18 protein-coding genes and 1 pseudogene are annotated in these 15,752 nt (G+C 70.6%); 12 read left to right on the top strand and 7 right to left on the bottom strand.

Translation table 11 applies throughout. The features are described from left to right. Positions 1-880: carboxyl transferase domain-containing protein (locus STBA_RS03820; protein WP_290443696.1), on the top strand; the 880-nt coding region annotated here is incomplete at its 5' end. 40 nt (positions 881-920) lie between these two features. Here the strand turns inward: STBA_RS03820 and STBA_RS03815 are convergent. Further along, on the bottom strand, positions 921-1,379 hold the full coding sequence (locus tag STBA_RS03815; RefSeq protein WP_077057875.1) for a carboxymuconolactone decarboxylase family protein: 459 nt from the start codon (positions 1,377-1,379) through the stop codon (positions 921-923). 29 nt (positions 1,380-1,408) lie between these two features. On the opposite strand from STBA_RS03815, the pseudogene STBA_RS38625 reads away from it, so the two are divergent. After that, a pseudogene (locus tag STBA_RS38625) lies at positions 1,409-1,975 on the top strand (PLP-dependent aminotransferase family protein); the annotation flags it as partial. Here the strand turns inward: STBA_RS38625 and STBA_RS03810 are convergent. Further along, a complete protein-coding gene (locus STBA_RS03810) occupies positions 1,911-2,495 on the bottom strand; it encodes an ATP-binding protein (RefSeq protein ID WP_253194505.1) in 585 nt (194 codons plus the stop codon). The pseudogene STBA_RS38625 and the gene STBA_RS03810 overlap by 65 nt on opposite strands. A gap of 281 nt (positions 2,496-2,776) precedes the next feature. On the opposite strand from STBA_RS03810, the gene STBA_RS03805 reads away from it, so the two are divergent. Together STBA_RS03805 and STBA_RS03800 are read left to right on the top strand one after the other, a co-directional pair. Then, on the top strand, positions 2,777-3,016 hold the full coding sequence (locus tag STBA_RS03805; protein ID WP_077057874.1) for a DUF397 domain-containing protein: 240 nt from the start codon (positions 2,777-2,779) through the stop codon (positions 3,014-3,016). A gap of 125 nt (positions 3,017-3,141) precedes the next feature. Then, a complete protein-coding gene (locus tag STBA_RS03800) occupies positions 3,142-4,065 on the top strand; it encodes a helix-turn-helix transcriptional regulator (protein WP_077057873.1) in 924 nt (307 codons plus the stop codon). A 69-nt stretch (positions 4,066-4,134) separates the two neighbouring features. On the opposite strand, the gene STBA_RS03795 is transcribed toward STBA_RS03800, so the two are convergent. The 5 genes from STBA_RS03795 to STBA_RS03775 form a co-directional block, all read right to left on the bottom strand. Continuing rightward, positions 4,135-4,950, bottom strand: a complete 816-nt coding sequence (locus STBA_RS03795; protein WP_077057872.1) for an SAM-dependent methyltransferase — start codon at positions 4,948-4,950, stop codon at positions 4,135-4,137. A gap of 127 nt (positions 4,951-5,077) precedes the next feature. Then, the gene (locus tag STBA_RS03790; protein ID WP_077057871.1) at positions 5,078-6,019 is read right to left on the bottom strand and encodes an alpha/beta hydrolase; all 942 of its coding nucleotides are present in this window, start codon (positions 6,017-6,019) and stop codon (positions 5,078-5,080) included. 68 nt (positions 6,020-6,087) lie between these two features. Then, entirely contained in the window at positions 6,088-6,810 is a 723-nt protein-coding gene (locus STBA_RS03785; protein WP_077057870.1) for a hypothetical protein, read from the bottom strand. A 147-nt stretch (positions 6,811-6,957) separates the two neighbouring features. Then, complete coding sequence (locus STBA_RS03780) at positions 6,958-7,968, bottom strand: serine hydrolase domain-containing protein (RefSeq protein WP_077057869.1); 1,011 nt, start codon at positions 7,966-7,968, stop codon at positions 6,958-6,960. Positions 7,969-7,977: 9 nt separating this feature from the next. Continuing rightward, complete coding sequence (locus STBA_RS03775; RefSeq protein ID WP_077057868.1) at positions 7,978-8,208, bottom strand: hypothetical protein; 231 nt, start codon at positions 8,206-8,208, stop codon at positions 7,978-7,980. 162 nt (positions 8,209-8,370) lie between these two features. Here STBA_RS03775 and STBA_RS03770 point away from each other — a divergent pair, with 162 nt between their 5' ends. From STBA_RS03770 to STBA_RS03735, 8 genes are all read left to right on the top strand, one after another. Continuing rightward, positions 8,371-9,267: a carbohydrate kinase gene (locus tag STBA_RS03770; protein ID WP_077057867.1), complete on the top strand. Its 897-nt coding sequence runs from the start codon at positions 8,371-8,373 to the stop codon at positions 9,265-9,267. Between the two features lie 420 nt (positions 9,268-9,687). Then, entirely contained in the window at positions 9,688-10,806 is a 1,119-nt protein-coding gene (locus tag STBA_RS03765; protein ID WP_077057866.1) for an ATP-binding protein, read from the top strand. Next, a complete protein-coding gene (locus STBA_RS03760) occupies positions 10,803-11,204 on the top strand; it encodes a roadblock/LC7 domain-containing protein (RefSeq protein ID WP_077057865.1) in 402 nt (133 codons plus the stop codon). Before STBA_RS03765 ends, STBA_RS03760 begins: the two co-directional genes overlap by 4 nt. Then, complete coding sequence (locus tag STBA_RS03755; protein ID WP_077057864.1) at positions 11,201-11,575, top strand: DUF742 domain-containing protein; 375 nt, start codon at positions 11,201-11,203, stop codon at positions 11,573-11,575. Before STBA_RS03760 ends, STBA_RS03755 begins: the two co-directional genes overlap by 4 nt. Then, positions 11,550-12,152, top strand: coding sequence for an ATP/GTP-binding protein (locus tag STBA_RS03750; RefSeq protein ID WP_077057863.1), 603 nt, complete (start codon positions 11,550-11,552; stop codon positions 12,150-12,152). The genes STBA_RS03755 and STBA_RS03750 overlap by 26 nt, the downstream gene beginning before the upstream one ends. Further along, complete coding sequence (locus STBA_RS03745; RefSeq protein WP_077057862.1) at positions 12,149-13,525, top strand: cytochrome P450; 1,377 nt, start codon at positions 12,149-12,151, stop codon at positions 13,523-13,525. Before STBA_RS03750 ends, STBA_RS03745 begins: the two co-directional genes overlap by 4 nt. Before the next feature lie 279 nt (positions 13,526-13,804). Continuing rightward, positions 13,805-14,947, top strand: a complete 1,143-nt coding sequence (locus STBA_RS03740; protein ID WP_253194503.1) for a cytochrome P450 — start codon at positions 13,805-13,807, stop codon at positions 14,945-14,947. Next, a complete protein-coding gene (locus tag STBA_RS03735; protein ID WP_077057860.1) occupies positions 14,944-15,729 on the top strand; it encodes an enoyl-CoA hydratase/isomerase family protein in 786 nt (261 codons plus the stop codon). The genes STBA_RS03740 and STBA_RS03735 overlap by 4 nt, the downstream gene beginning before the upstream one ends. Positions 15,730-15,752 lie beyond the last annotated feature (23 nt).

Here is a 15,752-nt window from a genome sequence, read left to right as displayed (position 1 = left end):
TGTGGCCCACTTCGCCTACGAGGGTGAGGCGGAATGCCTCGCCGAGGTGCGGCATCTGCTGTCGTTGCTGCCGTCCAACAACCGGGAGAATCCGCCGGTGGTGGCGTCGAAGGACCCGGCGGACCGGCGGTGCGAGGCGCTGGTGGACCTGGTGCCCGTCGACGGGAAGCAGCCGTACGACATGCGGGCGGTGATCGAGGAGCTGGTGGACGACGGGGAGTTCCTGGAGGTCCACGAGCGGTGGGCGGGGAACATCATCTGTGCGCTGGCGCGGCTGGACGGTCAGGCGGTGGGGGTGGTGGCGAATCAGCCGCAGTCGCTTGCGGGGGTGCTGGATATTTCGGCGTCCGAGAAGGCGGCGCGGTTCGTCCAGATGTGTGATGCGTTCAATATCCCGATCGTGACGCTGCTGGATGTGCCGGGCTTTCTGCCGGGCGTGGACCAGGAGCACGGAGGGATCATCCGGCACGGGGCGAAGCTGCTGTATGCGTACTGCAATGCGACGGTGCCGCGGATTTCGCTGGTGCTGCGGAAGGCGTACGGCGGGGCGTACATCGTGATGGATTCACAGTCGATCGGGGCGGATGTGACGCTGGCCTGGCCGACGAACGAGATCGCGGTGATGGGTGCGGAGGGCGCGGCCAACGTGATCTTCCGCAGGCAGATCGCCGCGGCCGAGGACCCCGAGGCCATGCGGGCGGAGATGGTGAAGGAGTACCGCACCGAGCTGATGCACCCCTATTACGCGGCGGAGCGCGGCCTGGTGGACGACGTGATCGACCCGGTCGAGACCCGCGAGGTCCTGATCGGCGCGCTGGCGATGCTGCGCAACAAGCACGCCGACCTGCCCGCCCGCAAGCACGGCAACCCGCCCCAGTGACACCGCACCGGCCCGGGCTGCCGGTGCCCGCCCGGGCGGCTCAGCGGCGGCCCGGCACCATGCGGGTGGTGACCGCGATCCTGTTCCAGGAGTTGATCGTGAGGATCACCGAGATCAGCCGCGCCAGCTCGTCCTCGGAGAAGTGCTCGGCCGCCCTCTCGTAGACCGCGTCCGGCACGAAGCCGTCGGTGAGCACGGTGACCGCCTCCGTCAGCGCGAGCGCTGCCCGTTCGCGCTCGGTATAGACCCCTGCGGCCTCCTCCCAGGCGCTCAGCAGGTAGACACGCTCCTCGGTCTCGCCCGCCGCGCGCGCGTCCCTGACATGCATGTCGAGGCAGAACGCACAGTGGTTCAGCTGGGAGGCGCGGATCTTCACCAGCTCGGTGAGGACAGGGTCGAGCCCCTTCTTCGCGGCCCGCTCCAGGGCCGACATGGCCTGGTAGACATCGGGCGCGACGTGGAAGAGGTCCATACGGGGGGAGTGTTCTTCTGCCGTCATGACACCGACCCTAATCCCGGGGTGGGCCGGGCGCCGGTGCCCGCGTGGTGCTGCTGACACCTGCCCACCAGTTCCCCATGGGAACATCCCTGCACCCCCGTCGGCGGGCGCGGTGGCCGACTGGACGCGCGCGACGACGCGACGTTTCGCTATGACCGTGCGCCGGTCGGTGCCCTGACGCTCGCCGACTTCCTCGCGGGCGGGGGCTTCGACCGCCACGTGCGGCGCATGCGCCGGCGCTACCGGGCGCGCCGCGACCAGCTCATGGCCACGCTCGCGGAACGCGCTCCGCAGCTGTGGGGCAGCGGTATCGCGGCCGGGCTGCACGCCGTCGTCGAGCTCCCCGCGGGCGCGGAGGACCGGTGCTGCGGGCGGCGCGTCGGTGCGGCATCGTGCTGAACGGGCTGGGGAGTCACCGCCATCCGGCGGCGGCGGGCGAGCTCCCCGACGGGCTGGTGGTGGGGTGCGGCGCACCGCCCGACCACGGGTTCGCGGGCGCACTGGACGCGTTGTGCGGCAACCTGCCGCCGCTCAGTGGTGGCCCGGCTCCACGGCCCGGGGCACCGAGGCGGCAGCCGAGGCCCCGAGGGACTTGAGCCACGAGGGGCCGCTGAGCAGCTCAAGCAGCAGTAACAGGCGGGTCAGCGGCTCCCAGTCGCCCGCGCCCGGCGCCGCGGGGCCGCTCGCGCCCGGGGCCATCAGCAGGGCCCAGACCGCCTTGCCGCTGTGGTCGGGGGTCGTCCAGCCCCAGCGTTCGGCGAGCGACTCCAGTACGTGCAGGCCGCGGCCCGACTCCTCGAAGAAGTCGGGCTCCCTGACGCGCGGCACGTCGGGCCCGGGGTCGAAGACGGCGCACAGCGCCGCGTCGCCGCAGTGCACCAGGCTGAGCAGGATCGGCTGCTTCTCGGATGCGGGCGGCAGCGGACGGGCCCGGCCCGCGGGCAGTCCGTAGCGGAGCGCGTTGGTGACCAGCTCGGAGACGACCACCGCGGCGTCGTCGACCAGGGCGTCAAGTCCCCAGCCTCGCAAGGTGGAACGCGTCACGCCGCGTGCCGTGCCGGGAGTCTCCCGCGACACGGCCAGCGGGAACGTGGCGAACCCGGCGGTGTCCACCATCCCGTTCCTCACGTGTCGCGCCTGATGGGGCGACATGAGGGCGAACGGGAGTGCTGTCATTTCCGACCTCCGCGGCGTTCCTGATCGTTGACCCTGGGGCGGCGGCTCCGCAGGGTCCATCTTTGTGGACGCAGCGTATCCCTGCAAGTGCATCTGAAATAACGAATGCAAGAACAGATGCAAGAACAGGTGCAAGAACGCTACGGGGGAGGGCACAATCCGTTCAGGAGCCGTCCACCACCCCCCACCGGGCGGCACGTGCAACCGAAGTAGGAGTGGACATGCCGCAGTTCGTCAACGGAGTCCCGGCCGGCACGCTCGCAGGAGCCGCCTGGCGGAAGAGCGCCCGCAGCAACCCCAACGGAAACTGTGTCGAGATGGCCGGGCTGCCGGACGGCGGCGTCGCCGTCCGCAACAGCCGGGACCCGCAGGGCCCGGCCCTGATCTACACCCGCGCGGAGATGACCGCCTTCCTCCTGGGGGCGAAGGACGGCGACTTCGACGACCTCATCACCAACTGATCGCCAACCGAGAGCCAACTCGGCGTCAAGACTGACCGATTCACCCTGAGTATCGCGGGGGCGACTGTACGCCTCGTCCGAACAGTGCAACACTTGGCCGCGAATTCAACACTCAGGGGACACACATGGCGTCAGCTCAGGCAGGTCGCGCCTCCTCGGTGCGGGACATTCTCTCGCATCCCCGCGGCGGCCCGACCGTTCTGCGGATCGTACTCGGCACCCACCTGCGCCGGCTGCGGGAGGGAAACGGCATCACCCGGGAAGCCGCCGGGGACGCGATCCGGGGCTCGCACGCCAAGATCAGTCGCCTCGAACTGGGGCGGGTCGGCTCCAAGGAACGGGACATCGCCGACCTGCTCACCCTGTACGGCGTGGACGACGAGGAGCAGCGCGAGCAGTTCCTCGCGCTCGCCCGCCAGGCGAGCATGCCCGGCTGGTGGCAGCGCTACAGCGACGTGCTGCCCAGCTGGTTCGAGACGCTCATCGGTCTGGAGGAGGCCGCGTCGATGATCCGCACCTACGAGGTGCAGTTCATCCCCGGCCTGCTCCAGACCCCGGACTACGCCCGCGCCTGCATCCGGCTGGGCAACCCGCGGGCCTCCGACCGGCAGGTGGACCGCCGTGTCGAGCTGCGGATGGAGCGCCAGCGGCTGCTGACGAAGCCGCACGCCCCGAAGCTGTGGGCGGTCGTCGACGAGGCCGCGCTGCGCCGCCCGCTCGGCGGCACCGATGCGATGCGCACGCAGATCAGGCACTTGCGCACCATGGCGGAACAGCCCAACGTCACGCTCCAGATCGCGCCGTTCCGGCTCGGCGGCCTCGCCGCGGCGGGCGGCCCCGTGACCATTCTGCGCTTCCTTGAGCCCGACCTGCCGGACATCGTTTACCTGGAGCAGCTCAACAGCGCGCTGTACCTCGACAAGCGGGAGGACGTCGAGGACTACCTCGCGGTGATGGACAGCCTGTGCGCCACGGCCGAGCCGCACGGCAAGACCGAGGAGTTCCTCGACGGGCTGCGTTTCCTCGAAGGGCTCAAGCGCAGCCTGTGACCCGGTGGTGACGCGGCCGGGGGCGGCCCGGAAGTATCCGGGCCGCCCCCGGCCGCCGCCCGTGCGGCCTCAGGGCTTGCGGGCCACACCGCCGTACTCGATCCACTCGTCCGTCTGCTGCTTCGGGCCGAGATCGGTGTCGGGACGCCAGGTGCTGATCTCCACGAGCCCCGGGTCGAGGATCTCCAGGCCCTCGAAGTACCGCTGCACGTCGTGCTGCCTGCGCACCCGCCCCCAGTTGCCCTGCGTGGCGGTCGCCATGAAGTCCGTGATCTCCTCGCGGAGCGCCGCGTCCTCACTGACCAGCTGATTGATCACCAAGAAGCTGCCGGACGGCAGTCGTTCGGCGATGCGCCGCACCAGACCCGCCGGATCGTCCGCGTCCGGTATGCAGTGCAGCACGGACACGAACAGCGCGGCCACCGGCTGGTCCAGGTCGATCAACCGCGACACCTCGGGGCTGGCGAAGATGCCCTCCGTATCGCGGAAGTCGGCCTTCAGCACCGCCGTGTTCGCATTCTCCTCCAGCAGGGCCCGCCCGTGCGCCAGCACGATCGGGTCGTTGTCTATGTACACCACATGCGCGTCCGGATCGACGCGCTGCGCGATCTGGTGCACATTGTCCTGCGTCGGCAGCCCTGAACCGTGGTCCAGGAACTGCCGCACCCCGTAGTCCTCGGCCAGGATGCGCACGGCGCGCTGGAGGAACCTGCGGTTGTTGAGCGCGAGCGGCCTGGTGCTCGGTGCGGCGGCCTCGATCTGATCGAACGCCTGCCGGTCCACCGCGTAGTTGTCCTTGCCGCCCAGGGCGTAGTCGTAGATGCGGGCCACGCTGGGCACATTGACGTCGACTTCGGCAGACGCGTCCTCGCCCGAATCGGCCATCGGCCATTCCCTCCCTGTCTCATGGCAGTGCAACGCACGAATCCTTCCATGATCCAAGGGAGTTGGCAGCACGCGAGGCGCGCCGGCCGGGCGCGGGGCCGGGCTCGCGGCGAGCGGGCCGCCCGCCTCAGCCGGTGTGCGCCGCCAGCCAGGCCGTCAGATCGGACCTGACCTCCTCCCGGTTCGTCTCGTTGAGGATCTCGTGCCGCGCACCCGGATAGGCGCGCCAGGTCAGATCACGCGTGCCGACGTAGCGGAAGTCCTCCAGCAGCTCGTAGAAGAGGCTGAGCCCCGCGTGGCACGGGTCCTGGTCGCCGACGACCAGGTGCACGGGCAGCTCCCGCGGAATCCTGGCCTGCGCGGCCGGGTCGTTGATCTTGCGCACGCCGAGTACCCAGTCCAGCGAGAGGCCCGCGCTGAACGGGAAGCCGCAGCGCTCGTCCGCGACGTAGGTGTCGACCTCGCCGGTGTCCCGCGAGAGCCACTCGAAGCCGGTGCGGAAGGGATAGGGGTCGTTGAAGGAGGAGAAGAGGTCGGGCACGAAGTCCGAGGGCGCCGCCCGGCCGCCCCGTTCGACCTCCTCGGCGAGCTGCGCCGCCGCCGTTGCCGTCTCGCAGCCGGGCAGCGAGCGGAACGTGCCGCACAGGATCAGTCCGCGCAGCGCGCCACCGTGCTCCTGCGCGTAGTCGCGGGCCAGCTGCGAGCCCATGCTGTGCCCGAACAGCACGCGCGGCAGCCCCGGCAGCTCCGCAGCGGCCCGCTCGCCGACGGTGTGCAGATCCGTGACGACGGCCCGCCAGCCGGACTCGCCCACCACGCCGTAGCCGCCGGTGTGCGGGGCGGTCGCGCCGTGCCCGCGGTTGTCCGAGGCGATCACCGCGTAGCCGTGTGCCGTCAGGTGGCGGGCGAACGCGTCGTAGCGCAGCGCGTGTTCCGCGGCGCCGTGCACGAGCTGCACCCAGGCGCGCGCCGTTCCCTCCGCCGGCAGCCAGGTGTAGGTGGCGATCGGCACGCCGTCGAAGGCGGCCGTGAAGTCGGCGCGGGCCGGCGCCGTCGGCTGGGTGCCCACAGTTCACTCCTCGTCCAGGGGTCAGGGCCGGGGCCAAGTATGGAACGCCGCGCGGACGAGGGGAGCCCTCAGTCGTGGTGCATTCTGCTGAAGTAGTGCAGCGCCGCCTGGGCGTAGACGATCCGGTCGTCCAGCGGCTCCCGCCCCGGCCTGCGGTATCCGACCCGCAGATGGCCGAACGTCAGCACGCGGCCGGCCACGGGCGGCGAGCCCTGCCGCCGCCACGCCACGCTCTGCGGCCTGCTCCAGGCCAGCAGCTCGGCGACGTGCCCGAACGTGAGCAGCGCGACCAGCAGCGACCCGGCGAACAGCGCCACCCACAGCGGCAGCGTGAGCACGAACACCGCCCAGCCCGCCAGGGTGCCGTCCCGGCCGACGACCGGCCGGCCGCCGTCGGCCGTGTCGATGCGCCAGCCCCCGCGGCCGAACCGGGACGTCTCCCGGGTGATCAGGCACAGCGGCCGGTCCGCCGCGTCCGTGACCGCGAACCGCCGCGGCCACGGCACCCGTTCCTCGGGGCGCACGGTCGCCGACGGCGTCCCGTCGGTTTCGGAGAGCGCGAGCACGGGGTGCGCGACGCTGCCGCCCGCCCGCTGCCGCGCCTCGACCTCCGCGACCGTGACCGGCCCCGAGGCACCGGCCGGCCGCTCGCCGTCCTGCGCCAGCAGCCGGACCCGGGCCGTCGGCTCGTCGTTCCGCTCGCACCTGATCCAGAACTCCTCGCCGTCGGTCCACGCGCCCGCGCGCATGCCCTCCGCTCCCGCTATGTCCACGGTGAAGCCCGCAGCCACGTCGGTTCCCTCCCCGGCCGGTGACAACTCGGGGCATTGTGCCAGGCGTCACTCGTGCGCGTCCCCAGTGCGCGCTCAACAGACGCGGAACCCGCTGCCGCACCCGCCGCGCGCGATCGGCGGGCCGGCCCGTTCGCCCCGGTCCGTTCAGATGCGCGTGAGGTGGTCGAGCAGGGCGAACCCGTGGCGGTCGACGCCGCGGGCGGTGGCGCTGAGCACGACCACGGCGGCCCGTGGCTCGGGCGCGACGGCGAGCAGGGCGCGGTAGCCGCCGGTGCCGCCGTTGTGGAACAGCACCCGGTGGCCGCCGCGCCCGCGCGGCGTCCGCATGCCGAACCAGCCAGGGTGCGCGGTCGTGCCGTGGCCGATGGGGTGCGCGGTGGCGTGGGTGAGGGCGATGGCGGGCCGCAGCCGCTCGGGGGCGTCGCCGAGCTGGGCGAGGGCGAAGGTGAGCAGGTCGGGCGCCGTGGAGTACAGGCCGCCCGCCGGGGACATGGCGGCCGTGTGCCACGGCGGGCGGGCCCGGCCGGTGAACGAGTGGCCGGGCGCGAGCCGCGTGGCGGACCCGGCGGCCGGCTCGGTGCCGGTACCGGCCATGCCGAGCGGCCCGGTGATCTCGGCGCGGATCAGCGCGGCGAAGTCCTGGCCGGTGTGCCGGGTCAGCGCGAGCCCGAGCAGGGCGGCGCCGAGGTTGGAGTAACGGAAGCGGCTGCCGGGCGCGGAACGCGGCCGGGTCCTGCCGAGCGCGTCGAGGAGTACCTCCTGGGTGCAGTGCGCGTAGGGGTCGGCCGGCGGGCGCAGGGTGCGCGGCAGCAGGCCGGGGGGCAGCGCGGGCAGGCCGGAGAGGTGGCAGGCCAGGTGGCCGAGCTCGATCGGCCGGTCCCCGCGGACGGGCACGGCGGTGCCGGCGGGCAGCAGCCCGGCCAGCGGCCGGTCCAGGGCCAGTTGGCCGCGGACGGCAAGCGCGGCCAGCGCGAGGGACGTGAACGTCTTGGTCACGGAGCCGATTTCGAAGAGCGTGTCCGGGGCGGCGCCGCCGAAGGCGCACTCGTCCCCCCGGACGGCCCCGACGACGACTGCCCCGCGGCGCCCGGCGGCGACGCGCTCGGCGGCCCGGGCCACGTGCTCCTCCAGCGAGACTGCGGTCTGTACGGTCAACGGTCCTCCTCAGTCGTCCTTGCGGCCGAGCACCCCGCGCCCGCCGTACTTCTTGTGCACCGCCTGCTTGGTCACGCCGAGCGCCGCGGCGATCGCCGCCCAGCTCGCGCCGCCGTTGCGCGCCCGGCGCACCTGTACGGCTTCTTCTCGCTCCAGCAGGCGGCGCACCTGCGCGGTGTCGCGCAGCGCCTGGAGCGGATCGGATTCCCCGGTGAGCGGGGAGAAGTCGACTTCACCCATGCGTCAACCATTGTTGACGAATGGCCGCCTGTCAACCCAGGTTGACGCACGGCGCCTGCCCGGCCCGCCTTGCCGGAACGCAGCCGTGCCCCGAGGATGTGAGCCGTTCGGAAACATGGCCGGACGAAAAGGAAACGGGAAGAAAGCGGAAGGAGATGACTCGTGAACGCGCGCGTGACCGTGGTCGGCGAAGCCCTGGTCGATCTTTTGTGGCGGTCCGGTGCTCGTGACGTGCACGCGGCCCCCGGCGGCAGCCCGGCCAACGTGGCCGTCGGTCTGCAACGGCTCGAACGCCCGGTCACGTTGCTGACCACCTGGGGCGACGATCCGCCCGGCGCGCTGGTGCGTGCCCACCTCGCGGACACCGGCCTGGACGTGCGGCGGGTGCCCGCCGACGCGGACCGCACCATCGTGGCCCTCGCCTACCTCGGTGCCGACGGGGCCGCCACCTACGACTTCCTGGCCGCCTGGAGCCCGCGGGACCTGACCGTTCCGGAGGACACCGCGGTGCTGCACACCGGATCGCTCGCCGTCGTGATCGAGCCCGGCGCCTCCCGCGTCCTCGACCTGTGCCGTGCGCAGCGCGGCGCCGGCCGGACGGTCGCCGCCGACCTCAACGTGCGGCCCGCCGTGCAGCCGGACCGGGATGCCTACCGCGCGCTGTGCCTGCGGCTCGCGGGTGCGGTGGACGTGGTGAAGGCCAGCGACGAGGACCTGGCCTGGCTCTGGCCGGGACGGCGGCCGGCCGAAGCGGCCCGCGCCCTGCTCGCCGAAGGCCCGTCGCTCGTCGTGGTGACCCTCGGCGGTGAGGGCGCGTTCGCCGTGACCGCGGGGGAGGAGGTGCGGGTCGCGGCACCCGCCGTCGAGGTCGTCGACACCATTGGCGCCGGGGACACCTTCCAGGCCGCGCTGCTCGACGCGATCGTCGCGCACGGCGGCCCGCCGGCCGGCCGGGAGACCCTGACGGAGGTGCTGACCCGGTGCGCGACCGCGGCGGCGATCACCTGCACCAGAAGGGGTGCCGACCCGCCCACGCGCGCCGACCTCACGTTCGTGTGACTTCCGTGTGAGGAAGTTGAAAGGGGATTAACAGACCCGAAACAGAACGCTCGTGATCGAACGTCAGGTCTCGTAAGAGACTCGGGTGGACGGTAGCCACCTCGCGCCCTGATGATACGATCGCCGGGCTTGCCAAACGAGCCGAGCGCGCGTAAGTCGTTGAGCCAACCGGTAAACAGCCGAGAGGGTTTCACCCTGAGGAGCAAGATGCCGTCAGTGGGGCGCATGGAGCCGCGACGGCGGTTCGGCGGGCATACCCTCCGCCCTGCGTGGTGGGTGACATCCCGGCAGGCCGGGTGGCCTCAGTTGCCGTGCCGGGCCGGTTGGTAGGGCGGAATCCGCACGGGGGGGAAGTCGGATTCAGGAGTACGGCATCCTCAATTTTTATTTACCTGGCGGACTAGCTTTGAAGAGAATCTCATGAGCCAATACCTTCAGGACCCAGCCCTCTGGGGGCTGGTCGTCGGGGCTCCCCTCGCCGCAACAGTGATATATCGAGGGCGGAAGTCCAATGCGAAGCTGCGTCTTGAGAAGACCGAGCTCGAATCGCGCCATACCGAGCTGGAGGACACCTTCAGCGACGCCGTAGAAGAGGCGCGGCTGCGCGCGGAGGACGCCACCAAGACGGCCCTCAAGTCGGCCATGCGAACCCTTCAGGGCCTCGCGAACGAGCAGCAGCTCGCCATTTCCAAGGTGCAGGGCAAGTACGGCGACCAGCAGTTCCTCCAGGACCTCCTGGAAATCGACCACATGAACTCGCAGTTCGGCAGGCGGGCACAGTCCGTCTCCGTGCTGTGCGACGGCTGGCTGGGACGGCAGCGGACCGTTGCCTCGGTGTACGACGTGGCGCGCAGCGCCAAGGGCCGCATCCGGCACTTCACCCGCGTCGAGATCCGCTCGCAGACCAACTTCGCGGTCATCAGCCAGGTCGTCGAGCCGGTCGCCCTCGTCCTGGCCGAGCTGCTGGACAACGCCACCAGCTACTCGGCCCCCGAGACGACCATCGACATCAACATCAGGACCGTTCCCAAGGGCGTCTGCGTCATCATCGACGACGCGGGCGTCGGCATGAACGAGGAGGAGAAGAGCAGGGCCGCGCGGCTGCTGTCCGGGGAACACCCGGTGAGCGTCACCGAGTTGGGCAACCCGCCGCAGTTCGGCTTCGCCGTCATCGGCGTGCTCGCCGCGCGCTACGGATTCAGTGTGTCCGTGGACACCGCATCACCCTATGGGGGTGTGCGCGCCGTGGTCCTTCTTCCCCAGGAGCTGCTCACCAGCATGCCTGAACCGCAGAACGCGCCGGTGCCCGAGACTCCCGCCGCCATGCCCGAGCCGGAAGAGGCCGGGGAGACCGCGGGCGGGTTGCCCAAGCGCCGCAGGAGGGCTCCCATCGCCATCGTTCCCGAAACGGACGCCGCGGACGCCTCGAACCGCGCGCGGTCCAGCGAGGAGACCGCCTCGATCATGGGCGCCTTCCAGCGGGGCACGCAGTCCGGCCGCAGCGCCGATCCGAGCAGGGAAGGGTTTGAGGTTCAGTGAACACCGAACTGGCGTGGATGCTTGAGGGCGCGCTCGAGGTCCCGGGGGCGCGGCACGCGATCCTGGTGTCCGCCGACGGCCTGCTCATGGCACGTTCCAAGGACGTCGACAAGGACCATGCGGACACGGTTGCCGCCGCGATGAGCGGCATGCAGTCCCTCAGCCGCACGGTCGCCGGTTTCAGCGGCGGCGCGGCCATGCAATGGCGGCAGACCGTCGTGGAATTCGACGGCGGCTGGGTCTTCCTCATTTCTGCCGGTGAGGGCGCCTACCTGGCGGTTTCCGCTTCGCCCAGCGTCGATATGGCAGACATCACCTTCCGGATGCAGCAGCTGGTCGCGCAGCTCGGTAAGGCACTGACCACCCCGCCCCGCGAGAATACTGGTATTCAGGCATGACCGCACCCGATGAGCAAGAGCCCGAATCCGTCGGATTAGTACGGCCGTATGTCATCACAAATGGCCGGGAAATCGCCGATGGTGACAGGTTCGAGCTGGTCACGCTGATCACAGCGGCCCCCGACCAGCAGCAGAAGAGCCGTCTCGACCCGGAGAAGAGAAGCCTGGTCGAACTGTGCGAGGGCGGCTACCTCTCCGTGGCCGAAATAGCCGGCCACATGAGACTGCCCATCGGCGTCGTCAAGGTTTTGCTGTCCGATCTCGCCGAGGGCGGCCACATCCTCACCCGTGCCCCGGTGCCTGCTGCCCAGCTCACCGACATTCAGGTCCTTCAGGAGGTGCTGGATGGACTCCAGGCACGTTTCGGGTGACGCGCGGCATCTGCACGACAAGGTGCAGATCGCCGCAAAGATCCTCGTCGTGGGCCATTTCGCGGTAGGCAAGACGACGTTCATCGGAACGCTCTCCGAAATTCCCCCGCTGCGCACCGAGGAAACGATGACGCAGGCGGCGGCGGACGTGGACGACCTCAAAGGGGTCAAGGGCAAGACCACGACCACCGTCGCCATGGATTTCGGACGTCTCACCCTCAACGACCGGCTCGTTCTCTACCTCTTCGGCACACCGGGGCAGCAGCGCTTCGTCCAGGTGTGGGAGGACATGACGCGGGGGGCGCTCGGTGCGCTGGTGCTGGTCGACCCCCAGCGGCTCAAGGAGTCCTTCGCCGTGATGGACCTGGTGGAGAAGTACGGCATTCCGTACGCCATCGCCGTCAACCACTTCGACGGCAACCAGGCCAGGGCCGAGTCGGAACTCCGGGAAGCGCTGGACCTCCTTCCCGAGACGCCGATCATCACCTGTGACGCGCGTGACGAGAAGTCATCGGCCAAGGCGCTGGTTTCGCTCGTCCGCTACCTCCAGAGTCGCACCCGTCAGGAGCAACGATGAACTCTTTCTCTGGTCCCGGGACACCACCCCCCGGCTGCCCCGCGCACCAGGGCGGAAGCCCCGCCCAGGACGCAGCCACCAGGATTCCGCTGTACGGACCGGAGTTCGCCGCCGACCCCCAGGCCTACTACGAGGCGATGCGCGCCTACGGGCCGGCGGCACCCGTCGAACTGGCACCGGGGGTGGACGCCACCCTGGTCACCGACTACGCGGCGGCCCTGCAAGTCCTCCAGAACCCGGACGCGTTCACCCGGGACTCACGCCGCTGGCGAGCGCTGGAGGACGGCCTCCTGCCGCAGGACAGCCCCGTCCTCGGCATGATGGGCTACCGGCCCAACGTGCTCTTCGCCGACGGCGCGGAGCACCTGAGGCTGCGCCAGGCCGTCTCCGACAGCCTGGCGCGGCTCGACGCCTACCGCGTCAGCCGCCATGTGGAGCGTGTGTCCGCCTATCTGGCCGACCAGTTCAAGTACAAGGGCACCGTCGACCTGCTGAACGACTACGCGAAGCCGCTGACGTTCCTGGTCTTCAACGAGCTGTTCGGCGCCTCCGCGGAGATCGGTGACCGCCTGATCCACGGGTTCACCGGCATCTTCGACGGCATCGACGCCGAGGCTGCCAACCAGGAGCTGGCCGGCAGCCTGATCCAGCTCGTCGCCCAGAAGCGCGCCGAGCCGGGCGACGACATCACCTCCTGGATGATGGAGCACCCCGCGAAGCTCTCCGACGAGGAGATGCTGCACCAGATCACGATCATGCTGGGCGCGGGCATCGAGCCGGAGCGCAACCTCATCGCCAACGGCCTGCTCCTCATCCTGTCCGACGAGCGCTTCTTCGGCGGGCTCTACGGCGGCGGACTGCTCGTCGAGGACGCACTGAACGAGGTGCTGTGGAACTCGCCCCCCATAGCGAACTACGCCACGCACTTCCCGGTGCGGGACACGGAACTCGGCGGGGTGAAGCTCCCGGCCTACTCTCCCGTGCTGATCAGCTTTGCTGCCGCCAACACCGATCCGGCGCTCTCCTCCTCGCGGCAGATGCTCAGCAAGCGCGCCCACCTCGCCTGGGGGGCGGGCCCGCACGCGTGCCCGATCAAGGAGTCCGCCTCCCTGATCGCGACCGGAGCCATCGAGCGCCTTCTCAACGAGGTGCCGGACATCGAACTGGCCGTGCCCGCCGAGAGCCTGGAGTGGCGCCCGGGGGTCTTCCACCGTGCGCTGAGCTCCCTCCCCGCGCGCTTCACTCCGGTCCAGCGGCCCACCACCCCCGCGACCGCCGCGGACCGGGGGCCTACGGCGGGTTCCGGCCAGGCCAGGGGCCGTGCGGAGCGCAAGGGCTGGTGGAGCTCCTTCCTCAACTGGTGGCGCGTGTGACGCTGCGTGTGACACAGTTAACGGGGGCATACCCCCACGGCATATGTGTGAAAAACGGATTACGGGGGTAATGGTGCCGGAGGTCGCATCGACTGCCAGACCGCGCGTCGGATGACGGGCAGTCATGTGACCTACCCGGCGGGCCTCAAAGGAGTATTCGTGGAACTTGCTGAAGGAATCACGGCGATCGATCCACGTTCCATTGTCTCCCAAGTATCGCGTCTACGCGCGTCGCGGGGACAGGCTGACCCCTATCCCATATACAGCGAATTCAGGTCCATGGGAGATGTCGTTCCCGCACCCTGGGGGGCGCATTTCCTGACCACCTACGAGGTGTGCGACCAGGTCCTGCGCAGCAAGACCTGGGCCGCGCTCGATGACGACTGGCGCGCACGTCAGCAGGCCGGCAGCCGCTGGCAGGCGCCCGCCTCCCGGGAGCTCGGACACGTTCTCCAGGGGCTCAACCCGCCGGAGCACACGCGTCACAGGCGCTCCGTGGGCAACATATTCGACCGCAACACGCTCACCCGGCTGCGCGGGCCGGTGACCGACATAGTCAACCGCCTTCTCGACAACCTCACCGACCACATGCGTGACGGTGAGGCCGACTTCTCCGCCCTGGTCAGCGAAGAACTGACGATCGCGGTAATGGGCCACTGGCTCGGAATGCCGAACGAAGACCATGCGACGGTCCGTTCATTCAGCCACGCCCATCTCTACGCACAGGAATTGCTGCCCTCGCCCAGTCAGATGGCCGCGGCCGACGCCGGCGCCGTTGGCATGCGCGACTACTTCACCGGCCTGGTCCGCGACCGCCGTGCCCACCTGGGCGACGATGTGCTGTCCGGCTGGATTCGTACGTGGGACGAGCTGGAGCCCGACCGCGAACGGGCCGACGAGGCCGTCTACTTCCTCGCCATGTTCATCGTGGGCGCCGCGCTGGAGACCACCTCCATGCTGCTGAACAACCTGGTGGTGCTCCTCGACCAGCACCCCCGCCAGCGGAACTGGCTCCGCGAGCACCCCGAGGAAGTCCCGCGCGCCGTCGAGGAGATCCTGCGCTACGACCCGCCGGTGCACGTCACCACGCGCGTCGCCGGCGAGGACACCGTCCTGGCCGGTGTCCCCTTCCGGGCCGACGAGCTGGTGCACGTCCTGATCGCATCCGCGAACCGCGACCCGGCCAGCGTTTCCGACCCCGACGTCTTCGACATCCGGCGCTCCGGCCGCAGCCTGAGCCATCTGGCGTTCGGCGGCGGCGTTCACTACTGCATCGGTGCGGGGCTGGCCCGGTTGCAGGCCCAGGTGCTGCTCGACGCGCTCCTGCGGCGGTTCCCCTCGCTGCGCGTCAGCTCCCCGCCGCAGTGGGAGCCACGCGTGGCGTTCCGCCGCCTGGCCGCTCTGCACGTCGTCGACCGATGAGACCTGGCGCGGGGACGCCCCCCGAGTTCCGCAGTCTTTTCGTCAGCCGGGACGGGCACGTCGTGCAGGTGCGGCTCAACACCCCGGAGTCGGGCAACGCCGTCACCGAAGAGGTGCTGGCCGAGCTGCTCACCGTGCTGACCGCGGTCCGCGACGACCCGGGTATCCGCGTGCTGGTGCTCTCCGGCGCGGGCGCCGACTTCTCCCTCGGCGGCGACCTGGGCGAGTACGACGCCCTCATGGCCCAGGACCCCACCGGCGGGCGCATCACCGCCCTGGGCGCCAAGGCCCGCGACGTGTGCGACGCGCTCGCGGGCAGCAGCGCGGTCACCATCGCCCGGCTGCACGGGCGGGTGGTCGGTGCCGGGCTGGCACTCTCGCTGTTCTGCGACCTGCGCGCCGGCGCGGACACCACCCGCTTCCGCATGCCGGAGCTGGCGGTCGGCCTGCCGATCGCCTGGGGCGGGGCCCTGCCCCGGCTGGTGCAGGAGGCGGGCGCCGCCCGCGTCCGTGAGCTGCTGCTCCTGGGCAGCAGCTTCGACGCCGCTGCCGCCTGGCAGATGTCGATACTCCACCGGGTCGCCGCCGAGCACGAGCTGGACGGCGTGATCCAGGAGTGGATCAGGCCCCTGGTGCGGCGCTCACCGGTGGCGCTGCGCGTCACCAAGTCCGTGCTGAACTCCTACGCCGCCGCCTCGCGCATCGCGGACGCCTCGATCCTGGAGGGCGATCTGCTCGCCGCCGCGCTCGCGGCGCGCCGGCACGAGCGCGGCGAAGGCTGAGGGAACGGGCGGCCTGGGCGGGG

The sequence above is a fragment of the Streptomyces sp. MP131-18 genome (genome assembly GCF_001984575.1).
Lineage (GTDB): Bacteria > Actinomycetota > Actinomycetes > Streptomycetales > Streptomycetaceae > Streptomyces > Streptomyces johnsoniae.
Note: the sequence above shows the minus strand (reverse complement) of the source record. Positions and strands in the feature narration are given on the sequence as shown.

What these genes read in the sequence shown, in the direction of transcription:
- STBA_RS03810 (WP_253194505.1), bottom strand. Translation starts at nt 2,495, where the DNA reads ATGGTGGACACCGCCGGGTTCGCCACGTTCCCGCTGGCCGTGTCGCGG.
- STBA_RS03765 (WP_077057866.1), top strand. Translation starts at nt 9,688, where the DNA reads ATGAGCCAATACCTTCAGGACCCAGCCCTCTGGGGGCTGGTCGTCGGG.
- STBA_RS03815 (WP_077057875.1), bottom strand. Translation starts at nt 1,379, where the DNA reads ATGACGGCAGAAGAACACTCCCCCCGTATGGACCTCTTCCACGTCGCG.
- STBA_RS03805 (WP_077057874.1), top strand. Translation starts at nt 2,777, where the DNA reads ATGCCGCAGTTCGTCAACGGAGTCCCGGCCGGCACGCTCGCAGGAGCC.
- STBA_RS03740 (WP_253194503.1), top strand. Translation starts at nt 13,805, where the DNA reads ATGGGAGATGTCGTTCCCGCACCCTGGGGGGCGCATTTCCTGACCACC.
- STBA_RS03755 (WP_077057864.1), top strand. Translation starts at nt 11,201, where the DNA reads ATGACCGCACCCGATGAGCAAGAGCCCGAATCCGTCGGATTAGTACGG.
- STBA_RS03750 (WP_077057863.1), top strand. Translation starts at nt 11,550, where the DNA reads ATGGACTCCAGGCACGTTTCGGGTGACGCGCGGCATCTGCACGACAAG.
- STBA_RS03775 (WP_077057868.1), bottom strand. Translation starts at nt 8,208, where the DNA reads ATGGGTGAAGTCGACTTCTCCCCGCTCACCGGGGAATCCGATCCGCTC.
- STBA_RS03745 (WP_077057862.1), top strand. Translation starts at nt 12,149, where the DNA reads ATGAACTCTTTCTCTGGTCCCGGGACACCACCCCCCGGCTGCCCCGCG.
- STBA_RS03735 (WP_077057860.1), top strand. Translation starts at nt 14,944, where the DNA reads ATGAGACCTGGCGCGGGGACGCCCCCCGAGTTCCGCAGTCTTTTCGTC.
- STBA_RS03795 (WP_077057872.1), bottom strand. Translation starts at nt 4,950, where the DNA reads ATGGCCGATTCGGGCGAGGACGCGTCTGCCGAAGTCGACGTCAATGTG.
- STBA_RS03800 (WP_077057873.1), top strand. Translation starts at nt 3,142, where the DNA reads ATGGCGTCAGCTCAGGCAGGTCGCGCCTCCTCGGTGCGGGACATTCTC.